Here is a 15,096-nt window from a genome sequence, read left to right as displayed (position 1 = left end):
TTTGTCATGAACGCCATGCACCAGGAGGCACCCAGCGATGTCGGACACGCAGACCGGCGCAGAGCAGCGCGGGGAGCAGATCCTCGCCGTTTTCGACACCGCGTTCGGGCAGCTCCTGGCCGCCGACCCCGCAGCCTTCCGGGTGAAGTTCCGCAAGATGGCGGGCTCGGCCTTCGCGTTCTACCGGGGATCGGCCGGTCTGTTCTACGCCGATCTGGACCGCGAGCAGCACACCGGTGCCTATCTGGACGAGCGCACCGGCAGGGTGTGGATCCACGGCGATCTGCACGCCGGGAACTTCGGCACGTACATGGACGCCAACGGCCGGCTCGTGTTCAACGTCAACGACTTCGACGAGGCCTATGTGGGCCCCTTCACCTGGGACCTCAAGCGCTTCGCCGCCTCCGTCGCCCTGATCGGCTACGCGAAGGCCCTGGGCGACGACCAGATCACCGAGCTCGTCCGGGTCTACGCCACCGCCTACCGGGAGCGCATCCACGCCCTGGCCACGGGTGCCAAGAACGACGAGGTACCGCCCTTCACCCTGGACACGGCCGAGGGCCCTCTGCTGGGCGCGCTGCGCGACGCCCGCGCGCTGACCCGGTTCGGGCTGCTGGACTCGATGACGGAGATCCGGGACTTCGAGCGCCGGTTCACCGCCGACGGCGGTGCGATCGACCTGGACGCGGCGACGCGCTACAAGGTGCTCGCGGCGTTCGACGGCTATCTGGAGACACTCCCGGAGTCGAGCCTCACGCGGCCCGACTCGTACCGGGTGAAGGACGTCGTCGGCCGCCGGGGCATCGGCATCGGGTCAGCCGGCCTGCCGTCGTACAACATCCTTCTGGAGGGCAACAGCGACGCCCTGGAGAACGATGTGGTGATCTACCTCAAGCAGGCACAGACCCCGGCGGTGTCCCGGCACATCACCGACGCGGCCGTGCGGGAGTACTTCCAGCACGAGGGGCACCGTACGGTGATCTCGCAGCGCGCGCTCCAGGCGCACGCAGACCCGTGGCTGGGCTGGACCGAGCTGGACGGGTCCGGTCAGCTGGTGGCCGAGGTCTCCCCGTACGCGGTCGACCTGGACTGGTCCGACATCGACGAACCGGAGGAGATCGCGGCGGTGGTCGCCGATCTCGGCCGGGCCACGGCGACGATGCACTCGGCGGCGGACGACGAGAGCGGGCACACCCTGGTGCCGTTCTCCACGGAACGCGCGATCGACGCGGCCATCGCGGCCGACGAGGAGAACTTCGCGGAGCTGCTGGTCGACTTCGCCCACAGCTACGGCGCCCGTGCCCGGGCCGACCACCAGATCTTCGTCGACCTCTTCCGCAACGGCCGCATCCCGGGTCTGTAGGGCCTCTCCCGGATTCTCAGGGCTCACTTACAGGAACGCATGGCACACTCTCCGGCGATGGACGTATCAGGGACGCAGATGAGAGCGGTACGCGCGGCGCTGTTCACCGCGCTCGTCGTCACCCTCTCGTCCGCCTCCCATGTGCTGCTCTCCCGGGTCCCGCTGCCGTTGACCGCCGTCGCCCTGCTGGCCGGGGCCGTCTTCGCCGTGGCCTTCGCGCTGGCGGGCCGGGAGCGAGGCTTCGGGGCGATCGCCGGGCTGCTGATTCCGCTGGAGCTGGCCGCCGACACGGTGTTCACCACCGGCCAGCACCTCTGTTACGGCGCGGCGGGCGGGCCCATCGCGGGCCCGCTGCGCTCCGTGGGCGTCGACGTGCTCTGCGGCGGCGAGGCCGGTCACGGCGCGGACGGGCTCTCCGGCGTGACCGCGGTCGGCACACCGCTGGCCGGGGTCGCCTCCGAGGGCGGCCACGCCGCCACCCTGCTGGCCTCGCCTGGGCCCGCGGTCCCGTGGCTGCTGCTGGCGGCGCACGTGACGGTCGGCCTGCTGGCCGCCGCCTGGCTGCGGCACGGCGAGTCGGCGCTCGCCGCGCTGCTGCGCGCTGCGGCCGCGGTCGCCTTCCGGCCGCTGCTCGTCGCGGTCGCCGTGGTGAGCACGGCGCGGGGCCTCGTTCGGTCCGGCAGTGGGCGTGTCGGGCGCCCGCACCCGCTCGCCCCGGCCCGCTTCCTGGTGTACTCCGTGGGGCGGAGGGGCCCGCCGCGCTCGGTCTTCTCCCCTGTCTGAGTACGCGGCAAGACCCCTTCGAGCCACCCCACACGTCTACGGAGCACCCTCATGAGCAAGCGCAACAGCCAGGCCAACAAGTCCGCCGCCCGCGAGCGGCTGCGCGCGGAGCGCGAGCGCCAGGCCAAGAAGGACAAGGCACGCAAGCAGATCGTCGTCGGCGTCTCGGTCGTCGCCGTGCTGGCGATCGCGGGCGGTGTCAGCTACGGCGTGATGCAGCTGAACAAGCCCTCCGCCTGGGAGGCCGCGGCGGACGCGAAGAACGTCACCGCGCCGAAGAACACCTCGGGCGACGACGGCACGACCGTCGTCATCGGCGAGGCGGGCGCCAAGAAGACCCTGGAGCTGTACGAGGACTCGCGCTGCCCGGTCTGCGCCACGTTCGAGCAGGCGATCGGCGAGACCGTGGACAAGGACGTCGAAGCCGGCAAGTACAAGATCAAGTACGTGGGTGCGACCTTCATCGACAACGCGGCCGGCGGCGAGGGCTCGAAGAACGCCCTGAGCGCACTGGGCGCGGCACTCGACGTGAGCCCCGAGGCCTTCCTGGAGTACAAGACCGCGCTGTACTCCGCGAAGTACCACCCCGAGGAGACCGACGACAAGTTCGCCAAGGACAGCTACCTGATCGAGGTGGCGGACTCGGTGGACGCGCTGAAGGGCAACAAGGCGTTCCAGAAGGACGTCGAGGACGGAACGTTCGACGCCTGGGCGATCAAGATGTCGAAGGCCTTCGACAAGAGCGGCGTCCAGGGCACACCGACCCTCAAGATGGACGGCAAGACGCTCACCGCCGAGGGCAGCAAGAACGCCCCCATGACGGTGGCCGATTTCAACACGGCGATCGCCAAGGCGCTGAAGGGCTGATCCACGCCCGCGGACCGGCCTCCTGAGCGGAGGACTCCCGGTCCGGCGGGGACGGCGGGCACAACTCCTGGCGACATCCGGCCATCAGGCGGGCGAACTTCCTTTGTTCGCCCGCCTGTTCGCTCTACCCGCCAGTAGGGTGATCGACCGTGACCAGACGACACCTCTCCGCGACTCCCAGCCGACGCACGGTCGTCAAGGCCGCCGCTGTCACCGCGGTCGCCGCCCCCGTGCTCGCCGCCACCGGCGCCCGCGCCGCCGACGGCCCCGCCTTCCTCCACGGCGTCGCCTCCGGCGACCCCCTGCCCGACGGCATACTCCTGTGGACCCGCGTCACCCCCTCCCCGGACGCGGTGCCCGGCTCGGGTCTCGGTGCCGACACACCGGTGATCTGGGAGGTGGCCGAGGACAAGGCCTTCTCCCGGGTCGCCGCCCGGGGCACCGCCGTCGCACGGGCCGGGGCCGACCACACCGTCAAGGCCGATGTCCGGGGGCTGCGCCCGGCGACGACGTACTGGTTCCGCTTCACCGCGGCGCCTGGCGGACCGGAGGGCGGGCACGGCGTCCTCTCCCCGGTCGGCCGCACCCGCACGGCACCCGCCGCCGGTGCCTCCGTCCCCGGAATCCGCTTCGGTGTGGTGTCCTGCGCCAACTGGGAAGCCGGCTGGTTCTCCCCGTACCGTCATCTCGCGGCCCGTGCCGATCTGGACGCCGTCCTGCACCTCGGTGACTACATCTACGAGTACGCCTCGGGCAGTTATCCGACCCAGGACACCGTCGTACGCCCCCACGTGCCGCTCCACGAGATCCTCACCCTCGCCGACTACCGCCTCAGGCACGCCACGTACAAGACGGACTCCGACCTCCAGGCGCTGCACTCCGCCCATCCGGTGATCGCGATCTGGGACGACCACGAGTTCGCCAACGACGCCTGGTCGGGGGGAGCCGAGAACCACACCCCCGGTACGGAGGGCTCCTGGGCCGCCCGGGTGGCCGCCGCGAAGCAGGCGTACTTCGAGTGGATGCCGGTCCGTGCCTCCACCGAGGGCACCGTGTACCGGCGGCTGAGCTTCGGCGGCCTGGCCGAGCTCCACCTGCTCGACCTGCGCAGCTTCCGTTCCGAGCAGGCGCCGGCCGGCAGCGGAGCGGTCGACGGCCCGGAGCGCTCGATCACGGGACGGGCGCAGCTGGACTGGCTGAAGGCCGGGCTGACCGCATCGGATGCCCGCTGGAAGCTGGTCGGCACCTCGGTGATGATCTCACCGGTCGCCTTCGGGGCGCTGCCGGCTCATCTGCTGGCGCCGCTGGCGGAGCTGCTGGGGCTGCCCGCGGAGGGACTGGCGGTCAATGTGGACCAGTGGGACGGCTACACGGACGACCGCAAGGAGCTGATCTCGCATCTGCGGGACCACGCCGTCACCGACACGGTCTTCCTGACCGGCGACATCCACATGGCGTGGGCCAACGACGTACCCGTGAAGGCGGCGACGTATCCCCTGTCCGCGTCGGCGGCCACCGAGTTCGTGGTGACGTCGGTCACGTCGGACAACCTGGACGACATCCTTCGGGTCGCTCCCGGGACCGTCTCGGCGGTCGCGACGGCCGCCGTCAGGGCGGCCAACCGTCATGTGAAGTGGATCGACATGGACTCGCACGGTTACGGAGTCCTCGACGTGACGGCCGAGCGCTCGCAGATGGACTACTACGTGGTCTCCGACAAGACCAGCGAGGAGGCGACGGCGTCCTGGGTCCGCTCGTACCGCACGCGCAGCGGCACCCAGAGGACCGAGAGGGCCGACGCCCCGGTGCGCTGACCCGGACGGGCCGCCCCTTCGAGGGGGCGCGGCCCGCGCCGCGTGGCTACAGCGTGGCGAGGAAGCCGAGCGAGACCTTCCAGGTCAGCTCGGCCGCGTCCTGGTCGAAGTCGGGCAGCTCGGGATCGGTGAAGAGGTGACCGGCGCCGGGGTAGCGGTAGACCTCGACGTCCGCGCCGGTCCGCTGCATCTGGAGGTACCAGCTGTTCAGCCAGTCGTGCGACTCGAACGGGTCGGGGTCGGCCACGTGCAGCTGCACGGGCAGTTCGTCCACCGAGGCGTTGTCCGCGATGTCCGAGGTGCCGTGGAGCAGCAGCAGCCCGCGGGCCTTCGCGTCACCGAGCGCGAGGGTCTGCGCGACCGACGCCCCGAACGAGAATCCCGCGTAGACGAGCCCCTGGTCGGAGTAGGGCGCGGCGGCCAGGACGGCGCGCTTGAGCAGCTCGTCCTTGCCCACCTGGTCCTTGAAGGCCATTCCGTCCTCGACGGTGTCGAAGGTGTGCCCCTCGAAGAGATCGGGCACGCGCACCTCGTGCCCGGCCGCGCGCAGCCGGTCGGCAGCCGTGTGCACAGCCGGCCGCAGACCGAAGGTCGAGTGGAAAAGCATGATGTTCATGAGGCCATGGTGCCAGCTGTGTCCCGACACTTGGAGGACGAGGGAATGGAGAACATTCTGCGGCCGTCGCTGGTCGTGGGCGGATCACTGCTGATCACGCTGGTGCTGGGGTGGTTGGTGGACCTGCTGCTCCGGCGCGCCGACAGCCGTCACCACGAGACTCCGGTCTGGGGGCTGCTCCGGCTCTGCCGCCCGCCCCTGCAGGTGGTGCTCTGCACGGCGCTGCTGAGAGCCAGCTTCGACCAGCTCCGCATCGAGGTGGTGCGGGACAACCGGGCGGCGATCGGCCAGGTCCTCACCCTGGTGCTGATCGCGGCGTCGGCCTGGCTGGTGATCCGCGTCGCGGCCACCGTCGTGCAGTCCTCGTACGCCCGTTATGCGACGTCCACCCGCGATCCGGCCCGGGTCCGCCGGGTCCGCACACAGGTCACACTGATCCAGCGTGTGGTCACCGCCGTGGTGGCGACGGTCGCCGTCGCGGCGATGCTCCTGACGTTCCCGGCGATGCGCACCGTCGGCACCTCGATGCTGGCCTCCGCGGGTGTGCTCGGCATCGTCGCCGGTGTCGCGGCCCAGTCGACCCTCGGCAACCTCTTCGCCGGCTTCCAGATCGCCTTCGGCGACATGGTCCGGATCGGCGACACGGTGGTGGTGGACGGCGAGTGGGGCACCGTGGAGGAGATCACCCTCACCTTCCTCGCGGTACGGACCTGGGACGAGCGGCGGATCACGATGCCGGTGTCCTACTTCACCAGCAGGCCGTTCGAGAACTGGTCGCGCGGCGGGGTGCAGATGACCGGCACCGTCTTCTTCCAGCTCGACCACTCGGCTCCGGTCGCCGCGATGCGCGACAGGCTGCGCGACATCCTCGGCGAGTGCGCGGCCTGGGACGGCCGCGACTGGTCCCTGGCCGTCACCGACACCACCCCCACCACGATCGAGGTACGGGCGGTGGTCACCGCGAAGGACGCGGACGACATCTGGACGGTGCGCTGCGCCGTGCGGGAGCAGATGATCGGCTGGCTCCGGGACCACCACCCGTACGCGCTGCCCCGGGTCGTGACGTCACCCGCGGCACTGCCGCCGGGTGACCACTGGCGGGAGCTGACGGGCGCGGACACCGGCCGCCCCTCGCCCAACGGCAAGGTGCCGACTCCGGAGAAGGCCCCCCGCACCGGGCGCGGCTAGCCGTACGGCGGGCGGGGTGCGTCAGCGCAGGCTGCGCACGTCCAGGTAGCGCAGCACCCGGTCCACCACCTCCGGGTCCGAGCCGGGCTCGCTGCGGGCGGCGAGCACCGCGTGGCGGGCGGCCGACATCATCTCGCGCTGGATCCGGTTGACCTCCTTGAACCGCCGGGCGCGCTGCGCGTACGCCTCGCGTCGCTCCTCGTCGACCATGCCGGGGCTGATCCGGGCCCCGATGTCGTACGCCGCACGCTGCAGCCGCTCCAGGACCTCCTCAGGGAGTTCCTCGGTGTTCCGGACCTCCTTGAGCCGGGTCCTGGCGGCTGCGGCGGCGCGGAGAGCGAGGTCGCGCTCCAGGGCCTGTTCGGCCTCCGTGTCCGCGCGGACGCCCAGCTTGCGCACCAGCCACGGCAGCGTCAGGCCCTGGAGGACGAGGGTGGCCATGACGACGGCGAAGGCGATGAAGACGATCTCGTCGCGGCCGGGGAACGGCTTGCCGCCGTCCGTCTCCAGCGGGATCGCGAGCGCGAGCGCGACGGAGGCCACTCCGCGCATTCCGGCCCACCACATGATGACGGTCTCGCGCCGGCTGGTGGGGATCTCCTCGCTGTAGTCGCGGCGGGTGTGCAGCCGCTTGGCGAGCCAGGCGGCGGGCAGCAGCCACAGGAGCCGTACCCCCACCACGACCGCGACGACGGCGATCCCCCAGCCCAGCAGCCGCGGCTCGCGTCCGTCCGCGGTGCCGAAGACGTTCTTCAGTTCGAGGCCGATCAGGCCGAAGGCGACGCCGGTGACGAGGGTGTCGACGATCTCCCAGAAGGACCGGCCGGTGAGCCGCCCCAGGACGTCGTCGGCGTCCGCGGTGCGCTCGGCGAGGAAGAGCGCGGTGGTGAGAACGGCGAGCACGCCGGAACCCATCAGCTCCTCGGCGAGTACGTAGCCGACGAACGGCACGAGCAGCGTCAGGCCGACCTGGAGGGTGGCGTCGCCCAGGAACCCCATCAGTTTGATGGTGAGCCAGCCGAGCACCAGGCCGACCACCACGGCGACCACGGCGGAGAGGACGAGCAGCCCGAACGCGGCGGGCAGGGAGAAGGTGCCGCTGACGGCGGCGGCGATCGCGACGTGGTAGAGGACGATGGCCGTGACGTCGTTGAACAGTCCCTCGCCCTCCAGGATCGACACGAGCCGGCGCGGCAGTCCGACCGAACCGGCCACGGCCGTCGCCGCGACCGGGTCGGGCGGCGCGACGAGCGCGCCCAGGGCGACGGCGGCGGCGAGGGGCAGGCCGGGGACCATCGCGTGGGCGACCGTGGCCACGGCCGCCGTCGTGACGAAGACGAGGGCGACGGCCAGCAGGAAGATCGGCCGTTTGTTGGCCGCGAACTGCCGCCAGGAGGTGCGCTGCACGGAGGCGTAGAGCAACGGGGGCAGGACGGCGGGAAGGATGAACTCCGGCGGGATGTCGACGTCGGGGACGAAGCTGACGAAGGCCATGACGATTCCGGCGAGGGTCATCAGGATCGGTGCCGGCAGACGCAGGCGTTCCCCGAGCGGCACCGTGACCACCGCTCCGAGCAGGAGCAGGAGCAGGAGTGCCATCTGGTCCACGTTGTGCCTTCCGCAGCGCGCCGGGCCTCGGCCGGCCCGTTGGTCAGCCGGTCAGAGCTTCCGGCGTGCCACGCGGGACCGGCGGGCCGGTGGCATCACCCGCACGCTCAGAGCGCGCGGCGCATGGCCCGGTGCGGTATCCCGGCGTCCGGGAACTCGGGGCCGTACGCCGTGTAGCCGAGGCGTTCGTAGAAGCCGAGTGCGTGTGTCTGGGCGTGCAGGTCCACGGCGGCCAGGCCGAGTGCGCGGGCCTCCGCCTCCATGGCACGGACCAGGGCCGCCCCGACACCCAGCCCGCGGGCCGCGCGGGTCACCGCGAGCCGGCCGAGCGACCCGACTGTGCCGTCGCCGCCGGTCTTCCCCGCCGCGGCTTCACCGTGCAGCAGCCGTCCCGTACCGAGGGCGGAGCCGTCCGGGGCCACGGCGATGACGTGCACCGCCGAAGCGTCGTAGGCGTCGTACTCGATCTCCTCGGGCACCCGCTGCTCACCGACGAAGACGTCCTTGCGGACCTGGAAGCAGGCGGCGAGGTCGCTCTCGTCGAGAGCCCTGCGGGTGCTGTACGGAGCGGGCCCGGGGTTCATTCACTCTCCGCCACGATCGTGTCGAGGGCGTGGCGCAGGTCGTCCGGGTAGCTGCTCTCGAATTCGACCCAGCTGCCGTCGGCCGGGTGCTCGAAGCCGAGCCGGACCGCGTGCAGCCACTGCCGGGTCAGACCGAGGCGCTTGGCCAGCGTGGGGTCGGCGCCGTACGTCAGGTCGCCGACGCAGGGGTGGCGGTGCGCGGACATGTGCACGCGGATCTGGTGCGTGCGCCCGGTCTCCAGCTTGATGTCGAGCAGGCTGGCCGCGCGGTACGCCTCGATGAGGTCGTAGTGCGTCACGGAGGGCTTGCCCTCGGCGGTGACGGCCCACTTGTAGTCGTGCTGCGGGTGGCGGCCGATCGGGGCGTCGATGGTTCCGCTCATCGGGTCCGGGTGTCCCTGGACCAGCGCGTGGTACTTCTTCTCGACGACCCGGTCGCGGAACTGTGCCTTGAGCAGGGTGTAGGCCCGCTCGGACTTGGCCACGACCATCAGGCCGGAGGTGCCGACGTCCAGCCGGTGGACGATGCCCTGGCGCTCGGCGGCACCCGACGTGGAGATGCGGTAGCCGGCGGCGGCGAGGCCGCCGATGACGGTGGTGCCGGTCCAGCCGGGGCTGGGGTGGGCGGCGACGCCGACCGGCTTCATGATGACGACTATGTCGTCGTCGTCATGGACGATCTCCATGCCCTCGACGGGCTCGGCGACGACCTGGACGGGAGCGGGTGCCTGGGGCATCTCCACTTCCAGCCAGGCACCGCCGTGCACCCGCTCGGACTTCCCGGCCACCGCGCCGTCCACCTGGACCTTCCCGGCAGCGGCCAGCTCGGCGGCCTTGGTGCGGGAGAAACCGAACATCCGGGAGATGGCGGCGTCGACACGCTCACCCTCCAGGCCGTCGGGTACGGGCAGGGTGCGGACCTCGGGATACGTACTCACCAGTCGAGTATGCCTTGCGCCCACTAGTCCTTGTGCACGGTGCCGTCGGGGTCCAGACCCTTGAAGGAGAGGATCACGATCAGGATGCCGCCGCAGACGATCGCGGAGTCGGCGAGGTTGAAGACGGCGAAGTGCGCGGGGGCGATGAAGTCGACCACCGCGCCCTTGAACACGCCGGGAGCACGGAAGATGCGGTCGGTGAGGTTGCCGAGCGCCCCGCCGAGCAGCAGCCCCAGGGCGATGGCCCAGGGCAGGCTGTAGAGCTTGCGGGCGAGCCGGATGATCACGATGATCACGACGGCCGCGATGGCCGTGAAGATCACGGTGAAGGCCTCGCCGATCCCGAAGGCGGCGCCCGCGTTGCGGATCGCGTCGAACTTCAGCCACTCGCCGAAGATCTCGATCGGTTCCTCGTGCTCCAGCTTCGCGACCACGATCATCTTGCTGCCCAGGTCCAGGAGGTAGGCCAGGAGGGCGACGCAGAGCAGGACGAGGATCCTCTTCCTGCCCCGCCCGCTGCCCGGCTCGTCGCTCCCGGCCGGGGCCGCGCCCTCGGCGGGCTGCTGGGGCTCGGCCCCGTCGGCCCCCTCGGCATCGGGGATGTCCGGCGTACCGATGATGCGCTCCGCCTCTGCCACGTGAGTCCCTCAACCTAGGTGCCTGACTGAGGACGAGCGTACGACACACCCCGGGAATCAGAGGCCCCAGGCTCCGGATCCTCCCCGGCTCCCCCGGTCCCTGGTGCCTTTCGTCCGGATCGGCACCGGTCCGGACCCCGGATGAGGCCCGGCCACCCTCCGGGCAGGGCCGACCCTGCCCGGACCGAACGGAAGGCCCTAGCCGCGCCGCTCCTGCTTCTGCTTGTCCTCCACACAGAGCGTGGCCCGGGGGAAGGCCTGCATCCGCGCCTTGCCGATCGGCTTGCCGCAGACCTCGCAGAGCCCGTAGGTCCCCGCGTCGAGCCTGGCGAGGGCGCGCTCGGTCTGCTCCAGGGTCTCCTGGGCGTGGGCCGCCAGGGACAGCTCGTGCTCCCTGGTGATGTTCTTCGTGCCGGTGTCCGCGTCGTCGTCACCGGCTCCGTCCCCGGAGTCCCGCATCAGCCCGGCCAGTGCCGCGCCCGACGCCTCCAGCTCGGTGCGCAGCCGCACGGCCTCACCGGTCAGCCCGGTCCACGCCGCGTCGGCCTCCTCCGAGGTCCAGGGGTCCTCCCCCGGCCTGACGGCCAGGTCTCCGGGCGCCGTCGCGGCGCCTGCCCTGGCCGGGGGCACCGCGGTCGCGACGCCCTCTCCTGCAGCCGTGGTCCGGGCCGCGCTCTTCTTGGCTACCACCGTGTGGGCTCCTGTCTGCTCGGCGGCCCGGGCCGCCCCCGTGGCCTTCTTCGACGCCTTCTTGGCTGCGCTCTTCCTCCCCGGCCCGTGGGGCGCCGGGTCCTCACCGGTCCGTTCCGGCTCCGGCGGACGTGCCGCCGCCTTCTTCGCCACCATGGCCGCGGCCCCTTCACATATTGTGATCTTGCACGCGAATCGTGCTGGGACGATAAATCGGCCCCAGCTCCGCGGCAACGGGGCACGCCGCCGGTCAGCCCCTCCCCGCGGCCGGGCGGTGACGTGTCTGCAACCGTTGTGCCCAGCTCCCCGCGCGGTAATCCGTCTCCGGACACCCTCCGGGACCCCGTCCCCGCCGACTGGCCATTCGGGTGCAGGCCCCTCCCGTGTGCCGGTCGCTCCGAAACCGGTCGGCGGTCGCCCGTACGGGCCCGTACACTGGCCGCAGCGAAAGGCATGGATGGGACGAGTAGCGTCGTACGCAGCCAGGAGCGACCCGGGGACGGTGGGAGCCCGGGGGCGAGCGCGTCGTGAAGATCACCCCGGAGTCGCCGGAAGAACGCTTCGGACTGTGGGCTCCGCCCGCGGGTACGAGGCCATTAGACCCGGCATCGCGACCCCAATGAGGGGGCCACGGGTGCGTGCCCGCGGCCAAGGAGGGTGGTACCGCGGGAGCTGATCCGGCTCTCGTCCCTCCGACGGAAGTGGAAGACGTCCGCCGGAGGAAGCCCGCACATGACATCGCCGCAGTACCGCCAGGTACCCGCCCAGGTCGACCTGCCCGCCCTCGAGCACGCCGTGCTCGACTTCTGGCGCGACAGCAAGGTCTTCGCCAAGAGCCTCGAACAGTCCGAGGGCCGCCCCGAGTGGGTCTTCTACGAGGGCCCGCCGACCGCCAACGGCATGCCCGGGGCCCACCACATCGAGGCCCGCGTCTTCAAGGACGTCTTTCCGCGCTTCCGCACCATGCAGGGGTACCACGTCGGGCGTAAGGCCGGCTGGGACTGTCACGGCCTGCCGGTCGAGCTCGCGGTGGAGAAGGAGCTGGGCTTCAACGGCAAGAAGGACATCGAGGCCTACGGCATCGCCGAGTTCAACGCGAAGTGCCGCGAGTCCGTCACCCGCCACACCGACGCGTTCACCGAGCTCACGACCCGTATGGGTTACTGGGTCGACCTCGACGACGCCTACCGCACGATGGACCCGGAGTACGTCGACTCCGTGTGGTGGTCGCTGAAGGAGATCTTCGGCAAGGGCCTGCTGGTCCAGGACCACCGCGTCGCCCCCTGGTGCCCCCGCTGCGGCACCGGTCTCTCGGACCACGAGCTCGCCCAGGGGTACGAGACGGTCGTCGACCCCTCGGTCTTCGTACGCTTCCCGCTGACGGGCGGGCCGCTGGCCGGCGAGGCCGCGCTGCTCGTCTGGACGACGACTCCCTGGACCCTGGTCTCCAACACCGCTGTCGCCGCGCACCCCGACGTCACCTACGTCGTCGCGACGGACGGTGCGGAGAAGCTGGTCGTGGCCCGGCCCCTGGTCGAGAAGGCGCTCGGCGAGGGGTGGGAGTTGACCGGTGAGACCTTCACCGGCCGCGAGATGGAGCGCTGGACGTACGAACGCCCGTTCCAGCTGATCGAGTTCCCGAGCGAGGCGCACTTCGTCGTCAACGCCGAGTACGTCACGACCGAGGACGGCACGGGTCTGGTCCACCAGTCCCCCGCGTTCGGCGCCGACGACCTCCTCGTCTGCCGCGCGTACGGCCTCCCGGTCGTCAACCCGGTCCGCCCCGACGGCACCTTCGAGGAGGATCTCCCGCTCGTCGGCGGCGTCTTCTTCAAGAAGGCCGACGAGGCCCTCACCGAGGACCTGGCCGCGCGCGGCAGGCTCTTCCGCCACGTCCCGTACGAGCACAGCTACCCGCACTGCTGGCGTTGCCACACGGCCCTGCTGTACTACGCGCAGCCGTCCTGGTACATCCGCACGACGGCGGTCAAGGACCGGCTCCTCCAGGAGAACGAGAAGACCAACTGGTTCCCGGACTCCGTCAAGACCGGGCGCTTCGGCGACTGGCTGAACAACAACGTCGACTGGGCGCTGTCCCGCAACCGTTACTGGGGCACTCCGCTGCCCATCTGGCGCTGCGAGGACAACCACCTGACCTGTGTCGGCTCCCGCGCCGAGCTCTCCGGGCTCACCGGCCGCGACCAGTCGGCCCTGGACCCGCACCGCCCGTTCATCGACGAGATCACGTTCACCTGCTCGCACGAGAACTGCCGGCTGGAGGCGTCCCGCGTCCCGGAGGTCATCGACGCCTGGTACGACTCGGGCTCGATGCCGTTCGCACAGTGGGGCTACCCGTACAAGAACAAGGAGATCTTCGAGAGCCGCTATCCGGCGCAGTTCATCTCGGAGGCCATCGACCAGACCCGCGGCTGGTTCTACACCCTGATGGCCGTCGGCACGCTCGTCTTCGACAAGTCGTCGTACGAGAACGTGGTGTGCCTCGGCCACATCCTCGCCGAGGACGGCCGGAAGATGTCCAAGCACCTGGGCAACATCCTCCAGCCCATCCCGCTGATGGACCAGCACGGCGCCGACGCGGTCCGCTGGTTCATGGCGGCGGGCGGCTCCCCGTGGGCGGCGCGCCGCGTGGGCCACGGCACGATCCAGGAGGTCGTCCGCAAGACCCTCCTCACGTACTGGAACACGGTGGCGTTCCAGGCCCTGTACGCCCGCACGTCGAAGTGGGCGCCGTCCGCGGCCGATCCGGTCCCCGCCGACCGCACGGTCCTGGACCGCTGGCTGCTGAGCGAGCTCGGCACCCTGGTGGAGGAGGTCACCAAGGCGCTTGAGGGATACGACACCCAGCGCGCGGGCAAGCTGCTCTCGGCGTTCGTCGACGACCTGTCCAACTGGTACGTCCGCCGCTCGCGCCGCCGCTTCTGGCAGGGTGACAAGGCGGCGCTGCGCACGCTGCACGAGGTCGTGGAGACGGTCACCCGGCTGATGGCCCCGCTGACTCCGTTCATCACGGAGCGGGTCTGGCAGGACCTGATCGTCCCCGTCGACCCGGAGGCCCCGGAGTCGGTGCACCTGTCCGACTGGCCGAAGGCGGACCCGGCGTCGATCGATCCGGCGCTCTCGTCGCAGATGGCGCTGGTACGACGTCTGGTGGAACTCGGCCGGGCCACGCGCGCCGAGTCGGGTGTCAAGACCCGGCAGCCGCTGTCGCGGGCCCTGGTCGCGGCTGCGGGCTTCGAGTCGCTCACGCCGGAGCTGCGCGCGCAGATCACGGAGGAGCTGAACGTCTCCTCCCTGGCCTCGCTCTCGGAAGTCGGCGGCTCGCTGGTCGACACCACGGCGAAGGCGAACTTCCGCGCGCTGGGCAAGCGGTTCGGCAAGGGAGTCCAGGCGGTGGCCAAGGCCGTTGCGAACGCCGACGCCGCCGCGCTCGGCCTGGCACTGCGTGAGGGCACGGCCACGGTGGAGGTCGACGGTGAACAGATCACCCTCGCCCCCGACGAGGTCATCATCACGGAGACCCCGCGAGAGGGCTGGTCGGTGGCGTCCGACTCGGGCGCGACGGTCGCCCTGGACCTGGAGATCACTCCGGAGCTGCGGGCCGCCGGACTCGCCCGTGACGCGATCCGGCTGATCCAGGAGGCACGCAAGAACAGCGGTCTGGACGTGGCGGACCGGATCGCCGTCCGCTGGACATCGGCCTCGCCCGCGACGGCCGAGGCCCTGACCGCGCACGCGGCCCTCATCGCGGACGAGGTCCTGGCCCTGGACTACGCGCAGGGTGAGGCGGACGACACGTACGGCACCCCGTTCGAGGACGAGGGCCTGTCCTTGACGTTCCGTCTCCGCAAGACGGAGCGGTAACCCGCATCACGCTCCGAGGGCCCGGCCGGACACGTTCCGGCCGGGCCCTTCGCTGTTCCCGCCCGCCCTGCCCTCCCCCGTCGCCCCGCCGTCCCTGCCTCCTGGCCCACGCCCCCGGCCTCCGG

12 protein-coding genes are annotated in these 15,096 nt (G+C 71.1%); 6 read left to right on the top strand and 6 right to left on the bottom strand.

The features are described 5' to 3' along the window. Positions 1-37 precede the first annotated feature (37 nt). The 4 genes from ACF1FZ_RS07515 (at position 38) to ACF1FZ_RS07500 (ending at position 4,827) form a co-directional block, all read left to right on the top strand. Positions 38-1,363 (top strand): DUF2252 domain-containing protein, encoded by a 1,326-nt coding sequence (locus ACF1FZ_RS07515; protein WP_391772425.1) that lies wholly within the window; start codon positions 38-40, stop codon positions 1,361-1,363. A 57-nt stretch (positions 1,364-1,420) separates the two neighbouring features. Continuing rightward, a complete protein-coding gene (locus ACF1FZ_RS07510; RefSeq protein ID WP_391772610.1) occupies positions 1,421-2,146 on the top strand; it encodes a hypothetical protein in 726 nt (241 codons plus the stop codon). 51 nt (positions 2,147-2,197) lie between these two features. After that, positions 2,198-3,013 (top strand): thioredoxin domain-containing protein, encoded by an 816-nt coding sequence (locus ACF1FZ_RS07505; RefSeq protein WP_391772424.1) that lies wholly within the window; start codon positions 2,198-2,200, stop codon positions 3,011-3,013. Positions 3,014-3,162: 149 nt separating this feature from the next. Then, on the top strand, positions 3,163-4,827 hold the full coding sequence (locus tag ACF1FZ_RS07500; RefSeq protein WP_391772423.1) for an alkaline phosphatase D family protein: 1,665 nt from the start codon (positions 3,163-3,165) through the stop codon (positions 4,825-4,827). 46 nt (positions 4,828-4,873) lie between these two features. Here the strand turns inward: ACF1FZ_RS07500 and ACF1FZ_RS07495 are convergent, their stop codons facing one another. Then, on the bottom strand, positions 4,874-5,443 hold the full coding sequence (locus ACF1FZ_RS07495) for a dienelactone hydrolase family protein (RefSeq protein WP_391772422.1): 570 nt from the start codon (positions 5,441-5,443) through the stop codon (positions 4,874-4,876). Positions 5,444-5,488: 45 nt separating this feature from the next. Here ACF1FZ_RS07495 and ACF1FZ_RS07490 point away from each other — a divergent pair, with 45 nt between their 5' ends. Continuing rightward, positions 5,489-6,631, top strand: a complete 1,143-nt coding sequence (locus ACF1FZ_RS07490) for a mechanosensitive ion channel family protein (protein ID WP_391772421.1) — start codon at positions 5,489-5,491, stop codon at positions 6,629-6,631. Between the two features lie 21 nt (positions 6,632-6,652). Here ACF1FZ_RS07490 and ACF1FZ_RS07485 read toward each other — a convergent pair whose 3' ends face one another. From ACF1FZ_RS07485 to ACF1FZ_RS07465, 5 genes are all read right to left on the bottom strand, one after another. After that, positions 6,653-8,239 carry a Na+/H+ antiporter gene (locus tag ACF1FZ_RS07485; protein ID WP_391772420.1) on the bottom strand — a complete coding sequence of 529 codons (1,587 nt, stop codon included), beginning with the start codon at positions 8,237-8,239 and terminating at the stop codon, positions 6,653-6,655. Between the two features lie 107 nt (positions 8,240-8,346). Then, positions 8,347-8,823: a GNAT family N-acetyltransferase gene (locus tag ACF1FZ_RS07480; protein ID WP_391772419.1), complete on the bottom strand. Its 477-nt coding sequence runs from the start codon at positions 8,821-8,823 to the stop codon at positions 8,347-8,349. Next, positions 8,820-9,761 carry an RluA family pseudouridine synthase gene (locus tag ACF1FZ_RS07475; protein ID WP_391772418.1) on the bottom strand — a complete coding sequence of 314 codons (942 nt, stop codon included), beginning with the start codon at positions 9,759-9,761 and terminating at the stop codon, positions 8,820-8,822. The genes ACF1FZ_RS07480 and ACF1FZ_RS07475 overlap by 4 nt, the downstream gene beginning before the upstream one ends. Before the next feature lie 23 nt (positions 9,762-9,784). Then, the gene (lspA, locus tag ACF1FZ_RS07470) at positions 9,785-10,399 is read right to left on the bottom strand and encodes a signal peptidase II (RefSeq protein ID WP_391772417.1); all 615 of its coding nucleotides are present in this window, start codon (positions 10,397-10,399) and stop codon (positions 9,785-9,787) included. A gap of 198 nt (positions 10,400-10,597) precedes the next feature. Then, the gene (locus ACF1FZ_RS07465) at positions 10,598-11,245 is read right to left on the bottom strand and encodes a TraR/DksA family transcriptional regulator (protein ID WP_391772416.1); all 648 of its coding nucleotides are present in this window, start codon (positions 11,243-11,245) and stop codon (positions 10,598-10,600) included. Positions 11,246-11,821: 576 nt separating this feature from the next. Here ACF1FZ_RS07465 and ileS point away from each other — a divergent pair. Next, positions 11,822-14,971, top strand: coding sequence for an isoleucine--tRNA ligase (ileS, locus tag ACF1FZ_RS07460; protein WP_391772415.1), 3,150 nt, complete (start codon positions 11,822-11,824; stop codon positions 14,969-14,971). Positions 14,972-15,096: the final 125 nt, after the last annotated feature.

The organism is Streptomyces sp. NPDC014623 (assembly GCF_043088245.1).
Classification (GTDB): domain Bacteria; phylum Actinomycetota; class Actinomycetes; order Streptomycetales; family Streptomycetaceae; genus Streptomyces.
Note: the sequence above shows the minus strand (reverse complement) of the source record. Positions and strands in the feature narration are given on the sequence as shown.

Bases quoted from the DNA above. Each gene is read 5' to 3' on its own strand.
- ACF1FZ_RS07515 (WP_391772425.1), top strand. From the start codon at position 38: ATGTCGGACACGCAGACCGGCGCAGAGCAGCGCGGGGAGCAGATCCTC.
- ACF1FZ_RS07480 (WP_391772419.1), bottom strand. From the start codon at position 8,823: ATGAACCCCGGGCCCGCTCCGTACAGCACCCGCAGGGCTCTCGACGAG.
- ACF1FZ_RS07465 (WP_391772416.1), bottom strand. From the start codon at position 11,245: ATGGTGGCGAAGAAGGCGGCGGCACGTCCGCCGGAGCCGGAACGGACC.
- ACF1FZ_RS07490 (WP_391772421.1), top strand. From the start codon at position 5,489: ATGGAGAACATTCTGCGGCCGTCGCTGGTCGTGGGCGGATCACTGCTG.
- ACF1FZ_RS07495 (WP_391772422.1), bottom strand. From the start codon at position 5,443: ATGAACATCATGCTTTTCCACTCGACCTTCGGTCTGCGGCCGGCTGTG.
- ileS (WP_391772415.1), top strand. From the start codon at position 11,822: ATGACATCGCCGCAGTACCGCCAGGTACCCGCCCAGGTCGACCTGCCC.
- ACF1FZ_RS07510 (WP_391772610.1), top strand. From the start codon at position 1,421: ATGGACGTATCAGGGACGCAGATGAGAGCGGTACGCGCGGCGCTGTTC.
- ACF1FZ_RS07505 (WP_391772424.1), top strand. From the start codon at position 2,198: ATGAGCAAGCGCAACAGCCAGGCCAACAAGTCCGCCGCCCGCGAGCGG.